At 74.2% G+C, this 14380-nt stretch carries 16 protein-coding genes; 3 read left to right on the forward strand and 13 right to left on the reverse strand.

The genetic code is table 11. The features are described from left to right. The 4 genes from SLP03_RS27155 to SLP03_RS27170 form a co-directional block, all read right to left on the reverse strand. The coding region (locus SLP03_RS27155; RefSeq protein ID WP_413644753.1) for a PQQ-binding-like beta-propeller repeat protein at positions 1-522 on the reverse strand (522 nt) is incomplete at its 3' end. Positions 523-591: 69 nt separating this feature from the next. Then, the gene (locus SLP03_RS27160) at positions 592-1074 is read right to left on the reverse strand and encodes an SRPBCC family protein (protein WP_319463481.1); all 483 of its coding nucleotides are present in this window, start codon (positions 1072-1074) and stop codon (positions 592-594) included. Between the two features lie 107 nt (positions 1075-1181). Further along, the gene (gene fahA / locus SLP03_RS27165; protein ID WP_319463482.1) at positions 1182-2381 is read right to left on the reverse strand and encodes a fumarylacetoacetase; all 1200 of its coding nucleotides are present in this window, start codon (positions 2379-2381) and stop codon (positions 1182-1184) included. Continuing rightward, positions 2378-3283: a hypothetical protein gene (locus SLP03_RS27170; RefSeq protein WP_319463483.1), complete on the reverse strand. Its 906-nt coding sequence runs from the start codon at positions 3281-3283 to the stop codon at positions 2378-2380. Before SLP03_RS27170 ends, fahA begins: the two co-directional genes overlap by 4 nt. A gap of 94 nt (positions 3284-3377) precedes the next feature. On the opposite strand from SLP03_RS27170, the gene SLP03_RS27175 reads away from it, so the two are divergent. Further along, positions 3378-4544: a homogentisate 1,2-dioxygenase gene (locus SLP03_RS27175; protein WP_319463484.1), complete on the forward strand. Its 1167-nt coding sequence runs from the start codon at positions 3378-3380 to the stop codon at positions 4542-4544. A 42-nt stretch (positions 4545-4586) separates the two neighbouring features. On the opposite strand, the gene SLP03_RS27180 is transcribed toward SLP03_RS27175, so the two are convergent. Beyond that, positions 4587-5612, reverse strand: a complete 1026-nt coding sequence (locus SLP03_RS27180) for a tetratricopeptide repeat protein (RefSeq protein WP_319463485.1) — start codon at positions 5610-5612, stop codon at positions 4587-4589. A 108-nt stretch (positions 5613-5720) separates the two neighbouring features. After that, positions 5721-7076 (reverse strand): BTAD domain-containing putative transcriptional regulator, encoded by a 1356-nt coding sequence (locus tag SLP03_RS27185; protein ID WP_319463486.1) that lies wholly within the window; start codon positions 7074-7076, stop codon positions 5721-5723. Positions 7077-7264: 188 nt separating this feature from the next. Between SLP03_RS27185 and SLP03_RS27190 the strand changes: the two genes are divergently transcribed. After that, positions 7265-7792: a hypothetical protein gene (locus tag SLP03_RS27190; RefSeq protein WP_319463487.1), complete on the forward strand. Its 528-nt coding sequence runs from the start codon at positions 7265-7267 to the stop codon at positions 7790-7792. Positions 7793-7835: 43 nt separating this feature from the next. On the opposite strand, the gene ispF is transcribed toward SLP03_RS27190, so the two are convergent. The 3 genes from ispF to SLP03_RS27205 are packed head-to-tail and all read right to left on the reverse strand — an operon-like array spanning position 7836 to position 9570. After that, positions 7836-8318: a 2-C-methyl-D-erythritol 2,4-cyclodiphosphate synthase gene (gene ispF, locus SLP03_RS27195; RefSeq protein ID WP_319463488.1), complete on the reverse strand. Its 483-nt coding sequence runs from the start codon at positions 8316-8318 to the stop codon at positions 7836-7838. Between the two features lie 16 nt (positions 8319-8334). After that, positions 8335-9030, reverse strand: a complete 696-nt coding sequence (gene ispD / locus SLP03_RS27200; protein WP_319463489.1) for a 2-C-methyl-D-erythritol 4-phosphate cytidylyltransferase — start codon at positions 9028-9030, stop codon at positions 8335-8337. A 54-nt stretch (positions 9031-9084) separates the two neighbouring features. Then, positions 9085-9570, reverse strand: coding sequence for a CarD family transcriptional regulator (locus SLP03_RS27205; RefSeq protein ID WP_319463490.1), 486 nt, complete (start codon positions 9568-9570; stop codon positions 9085-9087). Positions 9571-9897: 327 nt separating this feature from the next. On the opposite strand from SLP03_RS27205, the gene SLP03_RS27210 reads away from it, so the two are divergent. After that, the gene (locus SLP03_RS27210) at positions 9898-10617 is read left to right on the forward strand and encodes a hypothetical protein (protein ID WP_319463491.1); all 720 of its coding nucleotides are present in this window, start codon (positions 9898-9900) and stop codon (positions 10615-10617) included. Between the two features lie 16 nt (positions 10618-10633). On the opposite strand, the gene SLP03_RS27215 is transcribed toward SLP03_RS27210, so the two are convergent. From SLP03_RS27215 to SLP03_RS27230, 4 genes are read right to left on the reverse strand one after another with little or no spacing between them, the layout of a single operon-like run. Beyond that, complete coding sequence (locus SLP03_RS27215) at positions 10634-11212, reverse strand: hypothetical protein (RefSeq protein WP_319463492.1); 579 nt, start codon at positions 11210-11212, stop codon at positions 10634-10636. 57 nt (positions 11213-11269) lie between these two features. After that, positions 11270-12319, reverse strand: coding sequence for a type III polyketide synthase (locus SLP03_RS27220; protein ID WP_319463493.1), 1050 nt, complete (start codon positions 12317-12319; stop codon positions 11270-11272). Between the two features lie 41 nt (positions 12320-12360). After that, the gene (locus tag SLP03_RS27225; RefSeq protein ID WP_319463494.1) at positions 12361-13527 is read right to left on the reverse strand and encodes an acyl-CoA dehydrogenase family protein; all 1167 of its coding nucleotides are present in this window, start codon (positions 13525-13527) and stop codon (positions 12361-12363) included. Between the two features lie 43 nt (positions 13528-13570). Continuing rightward, positions 13571-14344 carry a methyltransferase domain-containing protein gene (locus SLP03_RS27230; RefSeq protein ID WP_319463495.1) on the reverse strand — a complete coding sequence of 258 codons (774 nt, stop codon included), beginning with the start codon at positions 14342-14344 and terminating at the stop codon, positions 13571-13573. Positions 14345-14380 lie beyond the last annotated feature (36 nt).

Consider the following 14380-nt stretch of genomic DNA (forward strand, 5'->3'; position numbering starts at 1 on the left):
CACCAGCACCGCCCGGCCGTCGCCGGTACGGGTGAGGTGCAGCCCCGCCGGGTTCCAGACCGGCGACGCGAGGGTACGGCGGGGCTTCGGCACCGGTCCCGGCTCCGGCCCGTCGGCCCGCCAGGCGACCCGCCCGGTCCGGGCGTCCAGCGCCACGACCGTGCCGTCGGACCAGCGGCTGATCACCGTGGTGCCGCTGGCCAGCACGCCGTCGAGCTTCGCCGGCCAGCGCCGGTACGACCAGAACGGGGTGACCCGGTGCTTCCCGTCGACCGGCTGGTCGGCGTAGACCTGGCGGGTGCCGGCGTAGACGCGGAGCCGGCCGTCCACGATCAGCGGGGCCACCGGCAGCCGGCCGATGACCCCCACCCCGGGGGTGGCCGCGGGCGGGTAGGACCTTCGGGCGACCGTGCTGACCTCGGCCGGCGCCAGGACCCGGTAGACGACCGCGGCGGCCGCGCCGACGGCGAGCACCGCCGCGATCGCCGTCACGACCCGCCGTCGTCTCTCGGGGAACCCCATGCCGCACCTCCGCACGGCACCCTACCCAGCCGGACCCCGTACGCCCCTGCCAGGTGGAACCGGGTCGGGTCAGGCGGCCTCGGCGGAGGAGGTGGGGGCGACGGCGACGGCCAGGTCGGCCAGGTCACGGCGGAGGGCGCCCTCGACCGCGCGGGCGGCGAGGCCGCCGAGGATCAGGGCCAGCACCCGACCGTACGGGGCGGTCGGCACGGCCTCCTGCGCGACGGTGACCTGGGTGCAGCCGCGCCGGCGCCGCTCGACCGTCCGCAGCGTCCAGGTGATCCGGTAGTCCACGCCGGCCCCCGGGGAGCTGAGCACCAGCCGGTGCGGCGCGAGGGCCTCCACGACGAGGAACTCCTCGAACTGCTCACCGCCGCCCGGGCGGACCCGGGTCTCCCGCCAGGCGGTGCCGGCGGCGAAGCCGCCGCTGTTGAGCACCTCGACCGCGCCGACGGCGGAGAGCCACCCGGCCCGGGCGGAGAGGTCGGTGAGGAGCCGCCAGACGTCGACGTCCTGCGCTTCGATGAATGCGGTAACCGTCACCGTCGACATGACACCTCCCGTGTCGTCCACGGTACGGCCCGTGAGCGGGAAACGGGGAGTCCTCGGTGACATTTCCGCCGCCGGTGCCCCGAGCGGGGCACCGGGGACGGGTCGGTTCAGCGGGCGGGGAGGATGCTTCCGGTGACCTCGCCCAGGGTGATCGTGGTGCCGTCCGGGCCGGGCGCGGTGGCCGTGATGGTGACCGTGTCGCCATCCTCCAGGAACGTCCGGGTGCCTCCGTCGGCGAACTTGACCGGCTCCGCGCCGCCCCAGGTCAGCTCCAGGAACGAGCCGACCTGGCCGCGGTCCGGGCCGGAGACCGTGCCGGAGGCGTAGAGGTCGCCGGTACGCAGCGAGGCGCCGTTGACGGTGAGGTGGGCGAGCTGCTGGGCCGCCGTCCAGTACATGGTGGCGAAGGGCGGCTCGCTGACCCGCTCGCCGTTCCACTCGACCGAGAGGGTGAGGTCCAGCCCGAGGTGCGGGGTGTCGTGCAGGTACTGCTGCACCGGCGGGTCCTGGTCGGGGGCGGGCACGAAGGCGTCGGCCAGCGCGTCCAGCGGCGTCACCCAGGCGGAGACCGAGGTGGCGAAGGACTTGCCGAGGAACGGGCCGAGTGGCTGGTACTCCCAGGCCTGGATGTCGCGGGCGGACCAGTCGTTGACCAGCACCACGCCGAAGACGTGGTCGGCGAAGTCGGCCACGGGGACCCGGTCGCCGAGGGCGCTCGGCACCCCGACCACGAAGCCGACCTCGGCCTCGATGTCCAGGCGTACGGAGGCGCCGGTGGTCGGGCCCTGCGCGGTGGCCCGCTGCCCGTAGGGGCGGACCACCGGGGTGCCGGAGACCACCACGGTGCCGGCCCGGCCGTGGTAGCCGATCGGGAGGTGCTTCCAGTTGGGCAGCAGCGGCGGCTGGCCCGGGCGGAAGATCTGCCCGACGTTGGCCGCGTGGTGCTCGGACGAGTAGAAGTCGACGTAGTCGGCGACCTCGATCGGGAGCAGCAGCTCCACCTCGCGCAGCGGCGCCAGCAGCGGCTCCACCGCCGGCCGGTGGGTCTCGTCGGTGAGCAGCTCGGTGACCCGCTGCCGGACGGCCGTCCACTGGGGGCGGCCGAGGGCCATGAAGTCGTTCAGCGTGGGCCGGCCGAGCGCCCCGGCGGCCAGCACCAGGCCGGCCGCCTCCGCGCCGGCCAGGTCCAGCACGAAGTCCCCGATCCGTACGCCGATCCGCGGCTCCTGCGCGTCGCGCCGGAACACCCCGTACGGCAGGTTCCGTACCCCGTACGGCGAACCGTCGGCACCCGTCACCCAAGTCATTCCTCGTAGCCCCCGTTCACCAGCCCCAGCCGGATCAGATCGGTCAGTGGTTCCTCAATGCTGCACGAGCCGTACCCGATCCAGAGCGGACGCTCCGCGTCGCGGTCGGCCCGGGCCCGCTCGCCCAGCCGGACCGGGTCGGTCGCGGCGAGCAGTTCGGCCACGGAGTCCACCTCGGCGCCCCCGGTGGCGGCGAGCACGGCCGCGAGCACGTTGACGAAGCCGTGGTGGGTGAAGCCGGTCTCCGGGTCCCGGTGCCGCACCGCGTGGTGCAGCCCGGCGGTCAGCTTGAACGGCAGCCGCCGGTCGCGGCAGGCGCAGATCACCGCGGCCAGCTCGACCGGCGTCGGGAAGAGTTCGGCGGCCAGCCCGCCGGTGCGGAACTTCGCCGCGACCGGCAGCCCGCCGGCCCGCGCCTGGGCGACGGTGTCCAGCGCGCCCGTCAGCCCGAAGGTCAGCGGGATCTCGGCGTAGACGTCGAGGCTGGGCGGCCGGCCGCCCTCCCCGGCCGGCCAGCCGTCCGGCCGGCTTCCGGCCGCCCGCCGGGCCAACTCGGTCAGCTCGGCCAGGCCGGGTAGCGGGTCCTCGCCGCGCTTGGCGACGGCCGCCTCGATCTGCCAGACGGTGATCCGGCGGTCGGCCTCGGCCAGCACCCGCTCGAGCTGGTCGATCGGCACGTCGGCGATGACGCCGACCACGATCCGCTCGCCGGGGTCGAGTTCGGCGGCCAGCGCGGGCAGCGTCGAGGCGGGCACCAGCAGCGGGCCGACCAGGCCGGCGTACCAGGCGGTGCGGTGCCGCCGGTGGGCGACCACAGCGTCCGACAGCGCGGCGCTGCCGGGCGGGAAGACGGCGGCGTCGTCGACGAGACCGGCGAAGAGACGGGGCACCTGCGTTGACACGAGACAAGAATTTACGGGACGCTACAAGGAACGGACAACAGCGTCCGATTATCGGACGCCACCGCCCGGAGAACGGGACATATCGGGAGGCGAGATGCCCTACTATCGCAGCGTCGGCGAGGTGCCCCGCAAGCGCCACACCCAGTTCCGCCAGCCCGACGGCAGCCTCTACGCCGAGGAGCTGGTCGGTCAGGAGGGCTTCTCCTCCGACTCGTCCCTGCTCTACCACCGGTACGCGCCGACCGCGATCGTGGCCGCCGAGGAGTTCACCCCGCCCGCCGTCACCCGGGTACCGAACCTCCCGCTCAAGCCGCGCCACCTGCGTACCCACAAGCTCGACGGGACCGGCGCCGACCCGGTGCTCGGCCGGCAGTACCTGCTCGCCAACGACGACGTCCGGATCGCGTACGTGCTGGCCGACCGGCCGTCCCCGCTGTTCCGCGACGCCACCGGCGACCACTGCCTCTACCTGGAGTCCGGGTCGCTGCGGGTCGAGTCGCCGTTCGGCGTGCTCGACGCGGTGGCCGGCGACTACGTCATCATCCCCACCTCGACCATCCACCGCCTGGTGCCCACCGGCGACCAGCCGACCCGCCTGCTCGCCGTCGAGGCGGCCGGCCACATCGGGCCGCCCAAGCGCTACCTCTCCGTACGCGGCCAGTTCCTGGAGCACTCCCCGTACTGCGAGCGGGACGTCCGGGGACCGGACACGCCGCTGCTGGTCGAGGAGGAGGACGTCGAGGTGCTGGTCCGGCACCGTCGCGGCTGGACGAAGTACGTCTACGCCCACCACCCGTTCGACGCGGTCGGCTGGGACGGGCACCTGTACCCGTGGGCCTTCTCCATCCACGACTTCGAGCCGATCACCGGCCGGATCCACCAGCCGCCGCCCGTGCACCAGACCTTCCAGGGCCCCAACTTCGTGATCTGCTCGTTCGTGCCCCGCAAGGTGGACTACCACCCCGACGCCATCCCGGTGCCGTACAACCACCACAACGTCGACTCCGACGAGATGCTCTTCTACACCGGCGGCAACTACGAGGCCCGGCGCGGCTCCGGCATCGAGCAGGGCTCGATCTCCCTGCACCCGTCCGGCTTCACCCACGGCCCGCAGCCGGGCGCCGCCGAACGCTCGATCGGCGTCGACTTCTTCGACGAACTGGCCGTCATGGTCGACACCTTCCGGCCCCTCGACCTCTGCGACGCGACATCCGCCTGCGAGGACTCCGGCTACGCCTGGACCTGGGCGCGGCGCCCTTAGTCGGCACACGGAGGGTTACCGACACCCCACCGTGACCACCGATCAGCGCGAGGGACGGGCAAACACCGCGAGCTCGGCCAACGAGACGGCGACGATCGCCACGACCAGCGGCCACGGCGTACCGACCAGCGCGTAGAGCAGGAGCAGCACCGGCCCGGCGGCCACCGCGTAGAGCGCCAGCGCCAGGGTGCGGTCGGCGCGGAGCAGGCCGGGCAGGATCGTGCGGACCAGCCCCGGCACCCGGGCCGAGTGACGCCACACCACCAGTGCCCCGCCGAGCGCGGCCAGCGCGGCGAAGAACCGGGAGAAGCCCGGCCCGGCCGGCCCCAGGAAGGCGACCAGCACGGTCGCGACCAGCGACCAGCCGGCGCCGTAGAGCACCAGCCGGCGCAGACCGTCCGAGATGGTACGCCGGGAGCCCGTCCCCGCCGGGTCCATCGCGGCCGCCTCGACCAGGTGCTCCAGCGCCTCGGCGTAGCGGCGCTGCTCCAGCCGGATGACGCCCATGTCGTGCCGGGCCACGGCCAGCTCCGGGTCCAACCGCAGCGCCTCCCGGTAGGCCCGTTCGGCAAGGTCGAACACCTCCAGCCGGGCCGCCACCAGACCGAGCACCAGGTGCGCCTGCGGCTCCTCCGGGGCCAGCTCGACGCCCCGCCAGGCGGCGTTGAGCGCCTGCTGCCCGTTACGCGAACCGGCCAGGATCGCGGCGGCGCTGCGATGTGCGTACGCGTCGGTCGGGCCGAGCGCCAGGACCTCGTCGGCGGTCCCCGCGGCGGCCTTGAACTCGCCCAGGTCGGCCAGCGCGAACCCGCGCGCGACCAGCGGCGGCACGGCGCCCGGCGCGGCGGCGACGGCCGCGTCGGCGGCGGTGAGCGCCTCGGTCGACCGGTCGGCGGCGAGGTGCACCCGGGCCAGCATGGTCAACGCCTCGGCGTTCGCCGGGTCCATCGTGATGGCGAAGCCCAGCTCACCGGCGGCCTCGTCGTAGCGGCCCAGCTCGGCGAGGAGCTGCGCACGCTGCAGGTAGCCGTCGGCGGCGGACTGTTCGGGGGCAGCGTCACTCGACATCCCGGCGAGCCTAGCCGCCCTCCCCCTCGATCGCCGATCCCCGCCGCCCGGGGCAGCCGCCACCGCCGGTCCGACCGGACCGCGTCCAGCCCGTCGGCGGAAGGTCGGTCAGGCGCTGCGGCACGGTGACCGGACGGCCGGGCGACCGCACGTCCCCAGGCTGCACCAGCGTCGCAGCCCGGCTTCGTCGAGGAAGAGCCAACCGCACCGCTCGTCCGGACAGGTCCGGACGGTGAACCGGCGTGGATCGGCCAGCAGTTCGGCGGCGCTCCACGCGGCGGCGTGCAGGGGCAACCGGAGTCCGGCGGCGAGGTCGGGCCACCAGCGCCCGCGCCCGTCGCTGTCGCGCCGGAACACCAGCAGCTTCGCGGCGGCCTCCGCGTACCGGGCGACCACGTCGAACGCGCGCCGGTCGTCCGGGGTGGTCAGGCAGGCGTACAGCTGGGCCCGGAGGCGTCGGGCCTCGATGAGCACCTCGTCCGCCTGGTCGGGGTCCCGACCGGCCAGGTGCAGCAGCCGGCTCACCGAGACGTCGTCGATCAGACCGACGTGGCCGGCCCACACGGCCAGGGTGGGGTAGCCGCGCAGCCACTCCGCCCCGGGGAGCTGCGGTTCGTGCCCCCAACCGGCGAAGGTGTTGCAGAACTCCAGCGCGGGATGACCTCCGACGCTCCACGGCAGGCTCTGGTCGCGTACCCGCACCTCGTACACCGGCCGCCCGGGCCGGTCGAGTCGATCGTCGCCGCGGAGGATCCGCCGGTGCACCTCACGCAGTCTCGGCCCCGGCTCGATCCCGAGCTCGTCCACGAGCATCTCCCGGGTGGTCCGGTACAGCCGCAGCGCGTCGGCCTGCCGGCCGCCCCGGTACAGGGCGGTCATCAGGGTGCCGACGAGCTGCTCCCGGCTCGGGTACCGGGCGGCCAACGGGACCAGCTCGGCGACCGCGCGGGCGTGCTGGCCCAGCGCGAGCTGCGCTTCGGCGCGCAGCTCGACACCGACCAGCCGGAGTTCCTCGACCGTGCCGTGGAGGCGGTCCCGCAGCTCGTCGTCGGCCGCGTCGGCGAGCAGCCGGCCCCGCCACAACGCCAGCCCCAGGTCGAGCAGCCGCACCCGCTCGGCGGGATCCGCGGCAGCGCTGGCCTGCCGGACCAGCCCACCGAACTCGTCGACGTCGACCCGGTGCCCGTCCGCCTCGAAGAGGTACCCGTCGCCCCGCGTGCTGATCCGCACCCCGTACGGCGTCAGCGACCCCCGCAACCGCCCGATGTACGTCTGCACGACACTACGCCCCGAGCCGGGCGGGCGGCCGTTCCACAGCAGGTCGATGAGGCGGTCGGTGGTGACCACGCGTCCCGCGTCGAGCAACAGGACGCCGAGCAGGCAGCGCTCCTGGCGTCGGCTTCCGACCTCGACGAGCTGGCCCTCGTGGCGGGCCTCGAAGGGTCCGAGCAGTCGGAACTCCATACCAACCAGGACAGCCTGGCCCTCGCCGACGGTTGTCACGGTCGGTGCGCGAATGGTGGGTGCCGGAGCGACCGGCACGGCGCTGGGGCGGTTTCGGCCGGCGCCTCCCTCGTCACGTGGTGAGCGGGTGGTGAGCGGAGCTGGCGATCCTGGTCCGGCCCTGATTCGACAGCACGGATGGAGTGATCATGCGGTTCAGAATGAGCGTGGCGGTGGCCTCGGTGGTGGCCTCCCTCGTCGCGGCGGTTCCCGGCTCGGCGTCCGCCGCGAGCGGCGACATCGCCCCGGGCGCCTGGGAACCGGCGCCGCAGGCGGCGTTCGAGCAACCGGCCGGAGCGCGGTGCGACTTCGCCGTACGGGTGGAGCCCATCGTGGACGAGGTCCGGAAGTTGACGCTGGCGACGTATCCGGACGGCTCCCCGCAGCGGGAGCTCTACCGGGGCGCCCTGATCGACCGGGTGACGAACCTGGAGACCGGGGCCACCTCCACGGCGGACGCGAGCGGCACCGCGCTGATCGAGTACGGCACCGACGGGTCGATGACCTGGTACGTGACCGGACCGGTGCTGATGGGCTTCCGGGCGAACGGCGGCTCGCTGCCGAAGGGGCTGTGGATCGTCGACGGCCAGTTCCGGGTCGAGTTCACCCCGACCTTCGAGAAGACCATCACGACGCTCCACGGCACCACCCACAACGTCTGCACCGACGTGGACTGAGCCGCGTGGACGGTCGGGGGCCCGGGTGAACGCGTCCCCGGCGTCAGTCCGTCGACGCCTCGTACACCAGGGCCACCGCGATGCCGGTGAGCCCCTCGCCGCGGCCGGTGAAGCCGAGCCCGTCGGTGGTGGCGGCGGAGACGGTGACCGGGGCGCCGACCGCCTCGGAGAGCACCTGCTGCGCCTCCTCGCGACGCGGACCGATCTTCGGCCGGTTGCCGATCACCTGGACCGAGACGTTGCCGATCCGGAAGCCGGCCGCGCGGACCCGCCGGGCGCTCTCGGTGAGCAGCGCCACCCCGGGCGCGCCGGCCCACTCGGGCTGGTCGATGCCGAAGTTGGCGCCCAGGTCGCCGAGACCGGCCGCGGAGAGCAGCGCGTTGCAGGCGGCGTGCGCGGCCACGTCGGCGTCCGAGTGACCGGCCAGGCCGTCCTCGCCCGGCCAGTGCAGTCCGGCGACCCAGCAGGGCCGGCCGGCGGAGAAGGCGTGCACGTCAGTGCCGATGGCCACCCGAGGAACGATCACGAACCGAGGGTACGCGTCAGGCCCCCGCGGCCAGCAGGTGCTCGGCGAGGGCCAGGTCAAACGGTCGGGTGATCTTGAGGGCGTACGCCGAGCCGGGCACGCAGGCCACCGCGACGCCCTGCTTCTCGACCAGGCCGGCGTCGTCGGTCAGTGGATCACCCGCCGCGGCGTGCGCGGCGGCCAGCACGGACCGGCGGAAGCCCTGTGGCGTCTGCACGGCCCGCAGCGCTGACCGGTCGACCGTGCCGAGGACCCGCTCGCCGGCGTCGACCTCCTTGATCGTGTCGACCACCGGGAGGACCGGGATCACCGCGTCGTGACCGGAGCGGACCGCCTCGGCCACCGATTCGACCAGCTCCGCCGGGGTGAGTGCGCGGGCGGCGTCGTGCACCAGGACGATGTCCGGCCCGGCCGGGACCGCGGCCAGCGCGGCGGCCACCGAGGCCTGCCGCTCCGCGCCGCCGGCCACCACGGTCACGGGCGCCACCGGGGCGAGCATCGACCGGACCGACTCGACGTCGGCCGCCGGGGCGGCCACCACGATGGTGTGCACCGAGGGAGCGGCGGCGATGCGGCGTACCGCGTGCACCAGGAGCGGCTCGCCGGCGAGCGGCCGGAGCGCCTTGGGCGCGCCCGGGCCGAGGCGTACGCCGGCACCCGCCGCAGGAACGAGGACCGCGACGTCACCGCGCGGATTGAGCTGCGCGGTCACGTCGCGGTCCTCGGATTTCTTCGCTACGGGGTGGGTACGACGATGCGGTGCGGACTAGGCCTCGCCCAGCACCTTGTCGAGCAGCGACTCCGCCTCGTCCTTGGTGCTCTTCTCGGCCAGCGCGACCTCGCCGACGAGAATGTCGCGGGCCTTGGCGAGCATCCGCTTCTCGCCCGCGGACAGGCCCCGCTCCCGCTCCCGACGCCACAGGTCGCGGACGACCTCGGCGACCTTCAGCGGGTTACCGGAGGCCAGCTTCTCCAGATTCGCCTTGTAGCGCCGCGACCAGTTGGTCGGCTCCTCGGTGTGCGGTGCACGGAGCACGTCGAAGACCAAGCCCAGGCCCTCTTCGCCGACCACCTCGCGCACACCCACGATCTCGGCGTTCTCGGCGGGCACCCGGACCGTCAGGTCACCCTGCGCGACCCTGAGGACGAGATACTGCTTGGGCTCGCCCTTGATGACCCGAGTCTCGATTGCCTCGATGAGTGCGGCCCCGTGGTGGGGGTAAACAACGGTCTCGCCGACACTGAAAACCATAGGTTCGAAACCCCTTTCGCTGTGTCTAGGGTAACACGGTCAGGCACCGATGTCTCACCGCTGTCCTGACCGTTGGCGCAGCTCAGGGGCCCTGTGAGAGGTATTTCTTCAGCTTGACAGGCAGTCAAACCAATGGTTTGAACACGCTCCGTGACGAACGGATGACAACCCGGTACGGGTGATCGGAGCGTCGATGTCTAGGGCAATGCGCTCTCCCATGGTATCCCGCCGATCCGAGGTACGCCCAGGTGTAGCGGTACGCCGGTCGGTGCGGGACGCTGGAGGTGGACACGACGTCCGCTCACCGCGACGGTTCCTGGGGGTCCGATGGGCATGCCTGACGCAGAGGGCCACGGGCCATCGGACGGGCTCCCCGACCTGCCCCCCGAGTGGGGTCGGGTGGTCGTACCGGACGACGCCTCGGCGCTCGCCGAGGAGGCTCGCCAGCTCCGCCACGAGCTACGCCGGTCACGGCGGCGGGCCGCCTGGCGCCGCCGGCTCGGTCTCACCCCCCGCCCGGACGGCCGGCCCCCGCTCGGCCTGCCGGTGCTGATCCTCATGGTGGCCGTGCTGACCACCCTCGGCGGACTGGCGGCGGTCACCTGGCCCGGGTCGTCCCGCTCCGGCGGGAGCCCGACAGTGGTGCCGTACCCGGGGCCGGTCGGGCCGCTCCCCGCGCTGGACCTGGTCGACGCCGAGGACTCCCCGGTACCGCTGCGCGCCCTGCTGCCGGCGGTGATCCTCCTGGTCGACGCCTGCGCCTGCGCCGAGCAGGTGGCGGACGCGGCCACCACCGCACCGACCGGAGTCACCGTGGTCACCGTGGCCGGCGGTCGGGACGTATCCCCGGCCCCGTCGTCCGCGGGAGCGCCGGTACGCGCCCTCGCCGACCCGGCCGGCGGCCTGCGCGCCTACCTCCACCTGCCCGCCCACCCCGGCACCGCCACCGCGCTGCTGGTGAACCGGGAGGGCGCCGTGATCCGGGTGGTGCCCGAGCTGGAGACCGTCGAGGACTACCGCGCCGACCTGGCGGGCCTCGCCGGCTGACCGGCGTCCGGTCGGCTCAGAACAGGGCCGACAGCCGGGCGTCGAGGTCGACGTCGCCGTAGGTCACGGTGAACCGCACCTGCAACGGGCCGCCGGACGAGGTCAACGGGACGGTGACCGAGGGACCCGGGCAGGTCACCTCCTGTCCCGGGCCGTCGTCCCCGAAACCGGAGAAGGCGACCGTCAGCTTCCCCCGGCCGGTGCAACCGACCACCAGCAGGTAGCGGTCACTCATCGACGGCGTGGCCTGCCGAATCAGCGGCTCATCACCCCGCTCCAGATGGGACCGGTCCTCCCAGACCGTCTGCGAGACGAGCCCCGCGTCCGGGGCGCCGGACTCCTGATGGAACACCAGCGCCTCGTCCAGGTTGGCCTTCGATCCCTGGATGATGATGTGCCCGTCCTCGGCGTCGACGAGGACCCGTCGGGCCGCCGGCGGCGGGGCCGACGTGGCAGGTGCGGAGCTGAGCGCCGACGGGACCGGGCCGGTGGCCGGTGCGGCGTGCCGCCACCACCACCCGCCGGCGGCCAGGGCCGCCACGGCCAACCCGGCCAGCAGCCCACCGCGCAACCGGTCGTCCGCCCTCGCGCCCATGCGGCGAGGGTAACGCCCGGCCGCCCCGCCGTCCGGCCCCCGAAAGGGCGGCGGGGGTCAGTGGCCGCGTTCGAGGAGGGCGGCGTACAGGGTCAGGCCGGGGCCGAACGCCAGCATCACGATCCGGCCCGGTGGCATCGGCGCCCGGAGCAGCCGGTCCAGGATCAGCAGCACCGTCGGCGAGGAGCAGTTGCCGTGCTCGTGAAGGACCGCTCGGGAGGCCGCCAGCGCCTCCGGCGGCAGCGCCAGCTCCCGTTCCACCACGTTGAGGATGCGGGGACCGCCCGGGTGCACCGCCCAGCCGTCCACCTCGGACATCGTCCGACCGTGCCGGGCCAGCAGGTCGTCGACCAGGCCCCGGACGTGGCGGGAGAGCACCTGCGGGACCTTCGGCGACAACCCCATCCGGAAACCGGTGTCCGTGACCTCCCAGGTCATGTGGTCGGCCGTCGAGGTGTCGGTGACCGAGGCGACCTCGCGCAACGCGTACCCCCGGCCGCCGGGGACGACCACGGCGGCGACCGCCGCGTCCGAGAACAGGGCGTGCGAGACGATCTGCTGGGTGTCCACCCGCGCGCCGGCGGGTTGGATGTGCAGGCTGGTCAGCTCGGCGCAGAGCAGCAGCGCCGGCCGCCCCCGGGCGGCGACGAAATCGCTGGCCGCGCCGAGCCCCGGCAGGGCCGCGTAGCAGCCCATGTGCCCGACGAACATCCGCTGGGTGTCCGGGGCCATGCCCAGGTCCCGGGCGAGCAGGATGTCCAGCCCCGGGGTGGCGTACCCGGTGCAGGAGCAGACCACGAAGAGCCCCACGTCCCCCGCGTCCAGGCCGGCCGAGGTCAGCGCCCGGCCCACCGCCTCCTTGCCCAGCGGCAGGGCCTCCACCTGGTAGCGCCGCATCCGGCGCTCGGTCGGCCAGTCCGAGACATCCTCCAGCAGCGGGTTGACCGCCGCCTGCCGGCGGGACACCCCGGAGTTGGCGAAGATCCGCTCGGCCAGCGCCCGGGTGGTGCCGGAGAAATGCTTCGCGAAGAAGCCCTCCCAGAGCTCGTCCTGCGCGACGCCCGGCGGCTGCGCCGCACCCAGACCCGCGATCACCGGCACGGCCATGTCCCCCACCCCTCGTTCGCGATCCCCCCACTGCTCACGCTTCACCAACGAGGGGTCGAGCCGTCGCGGTCCGGGTCGCCGCCCAGCGCCGCGACCCCGAGCCAGTCCGCACAGACGTCCGACGTCGCCGGGTGCAGCGAGCCGCACCGGGCGTCCCGGTAGAGCCGCTCCAGGGGATGCCCCCGTCGGGTCGCCGCGGTGCCCGCCGCCTCCAACATTGACGCCGCGACCTCGGCGGCGGTGGTGCCGGCGAGCAGCTTCGCCCGCCACACCCAGCGGTTCGTCTCCGGGTCACCGGGCGCCTCGTCGACCCGGCGAGCCGCCTCGGCCACCACCAGTCCGGCCGCCGCCACCGCCGCGTCCGCCCGGCCGAGCCGGGCCCGTACCGCCGGCAGCCCGGCGAGGTTACGGGCGTTCAGGTGCTCGGCGGCCGCGTCGACCGCCGCCCGGGCCACCCCCACATAGACCGCGGCGTAGCTGGCCACCAGCCAGTGCGGCATCAGCTGGGCGACGACCAGGGCCAGCCCCTCGACTCCACCGAGCAGCCGGTCGGCCGGGACGGTGACGTCCAGGTGCAGGTCGTGCGAGGAGGTGGCGCGCATGCCGAGGGAATCCCAGGTGGGCTCGACGGTCAGCCCCTCACCGGCCGGGACGAGGAACTGGGAGACCACGGACTGGTCGGTGGCGCTGCGGGCCGCCACCAGGTAGCCGTCGGGGTGCCCGGCGCCGGAGCAGAACGTCTTGCTGCCCTTGATGTGCCAGCCCCCATCCACCGGCTCGTAGACCGTGCTGAGCTGGGACAGCCGGGCGCCCGCGCCGCGTTCGCTCATCGCCACCGCGTACCAGGAGCCCTCGGCCGCCGCCCGGAGCAGGCGGTCCCGGGCGGCCAGCGCCTCCGCCGATACGCCCAGCGCCTCGGCCAGTTCCTCGGTGACCGCGCCGAGCGCGCCGGTGACCGAGGCGTGCATGTTGAACACCAGGGCCGTCGCACCGTTGCCCCGGGCCAGTTCGGTGGCCACGGCGGCGTACTCGGCGAAGGTGGCCCCCACCCCGCCCAGCTCCCGGGGCACCATCAACCCGAAGAGCCCGGCCTCCCGCAGGTCGGTGAAGTCGTCGACCGGGAAGGAGCCCGCCCGGTCGTGCTCCGCCGCGCGGGCGGCCAGTCGCGGCGCCAACCGGCGGGCCGCCTCCAGCGCGTACACAGTCATGTAGCCCCCTTCTCGGCGTCCCCTTTACCCCCGCCGGCCCCGGCTACCCGCCCCGGAGCCCACGACCCTGGTACAGCACCGCGGTGGACCGGCTCGGCACCATCCGGGGCTCGCGGCCCGCGTCCGTCCCCACCGGACGACGGGCGGACCCGCCGCGCATCCGCCGGAGCAGCCAGCCCACCGTCCCCGGCAACTCCGGGCGGATGCCACGCAGCCGCAGCTCGACGCCGTGCCGGGCGCACTCGGTGACCAGCTCACGGGCGTCCACGAACAACCGTGGATCGTGGATGCCGCGCGGCACGGTGGGCAGCCGCTCACCGATCTCCACCGCGACCAGCCGGGCCAGCGTCGTGTCGTTGAGGGTATCCAGCACCAGCAGGCCACCCGGACGCAGCAGGCGGCACGCCTCGGCGACCGCGCGCCGCCAGTCCGGCACGTGCTCCAGCAGCTCACCGGCGGACACCACGTCGGCGCAGCCGTCGGCCAGCGGAACGGCGGTGGCGTCGGCGTTGACCACCGTCACCCCGTGCGCGGCGGCCTGCACCAGGGCGGACCGGGTGAGGTCCAGTCCGACGTGCCAGTAGCCCTTGCCCACCAGGTGCGGCGCGAGCAGTCCGGCGCCACAGCCCAGGTCGACCAGGAGGGCGCCCGGCCGGGACGCCGGCGGCACCAGGGCGGCCCGGGCCCGGGCCAGCCAGTGCAGCATCGCGAACGCGCCGTCCGGACACCACCACTCGCCGGCCAGGTCGTCGTACTGGCGGGGGTCGTTGGGCGGCAGCAGCCGGGGCGGGGTGGACACCGGGGCTGCGTCGCGCATGGACCGAGCGTGGCACGACTGCCCGGTAACGACCAG

This window comes from Micromonospora sp. RTP1Z1, assembly GCF_033804685.1.
Lineage (GTDB): Bacteria > Actinomycetota > Actinomycetes > Mycobacteriales > Micromonosporaceae > Micromonospora.

Bases quoted from the DNA above. Each gene is read 5' to 3' on its own strand.
- SLP03_RS27160 (WP_319463481.1), bottom strand. From the start codon at position 1,074: ATGTCGACGGTGACGGTTACCGCATTCATCGAAGCGCAGGACGTCGAC.
- fahA (WP_319463482.1), bottom strand. From the start codon at position 2,381: ATGACTTGGGTGACGGGTGCCGACGGTTCGCCGTACGGGGTACGGAAC.
- SLP03_RS27175 (WP_319463484.1), top strand. From the start codon at position 3,378: ATGCCCTACTATCGCAGCGTCGGCGAGGTGCCCCGCAAGCGCCACACC.
- SLP03_RS27180 (WP_319463485.1), bottom strand. From the start codon at position 5,612: ATGTCGAGTGACGCTGCCCCCGAACAGTCCGCCGCCGACGGCTACCTG.
- SLP03_RS27185 (WP_319463486.1), bottom strand. From the start codon at position 7,076: ATGGAGTTCCGACTGCTCGGACCCTTCGAGGCCCGCCACGAGGGCCAG.
- SLP03_RS27190 (WP_319463487.1), top strand. From the start codon at position 7,265: ATGCGGTTCAGAATGAGCGTGGCGGTGGCCTCGGTGGTGGCCTCCCTC.
- SLP03_RS27205 (WP_319463490.1), bottom strand. From the start codon at position 9,570: ATGGTTTTCAGTGTCGGCGAGACCGTTGTTTACCCCCACCACGGGGCC.
- SLP03_RS27210 (WP_319463491.1), top strand. From the start codon at position 9,898: ATGGGCATGCCTGACGCAGAGGGCCACGGGCCATCGGACGGGCTCCCC.
- SLP03_RS27215 (WP_319463492.1), bottom strand. From the start codon at position 11,212: ATGGGCGCGAGGGCGGACGACCGGTTGCGCGGTGGGCTGCTGGCCGGG.
- SLP03_RS27220 (WP_319463493.1), bottom strand. From the start codon at position 12,319: ATGGCCGTGCCGGTGATCGCGGGTCTGGGTGCGGCGCAGCCGCCGGGC.
- SLP03_RS27225 (WP_319463494.1), bottom strand. From the start codon at position 13,527: ATGACTGTGTACGCGCTGGAGGCGGCCCGCCGGTTGGCGCCGCGACTG.
- SLP03_RS27230 (WP_319463495.1), bottom strand. From the start codon at position 14,344: ATGCGCGACGCAGCCCCGGTGTCCACCCCGCCCCGGCTGCTGCCGCCC.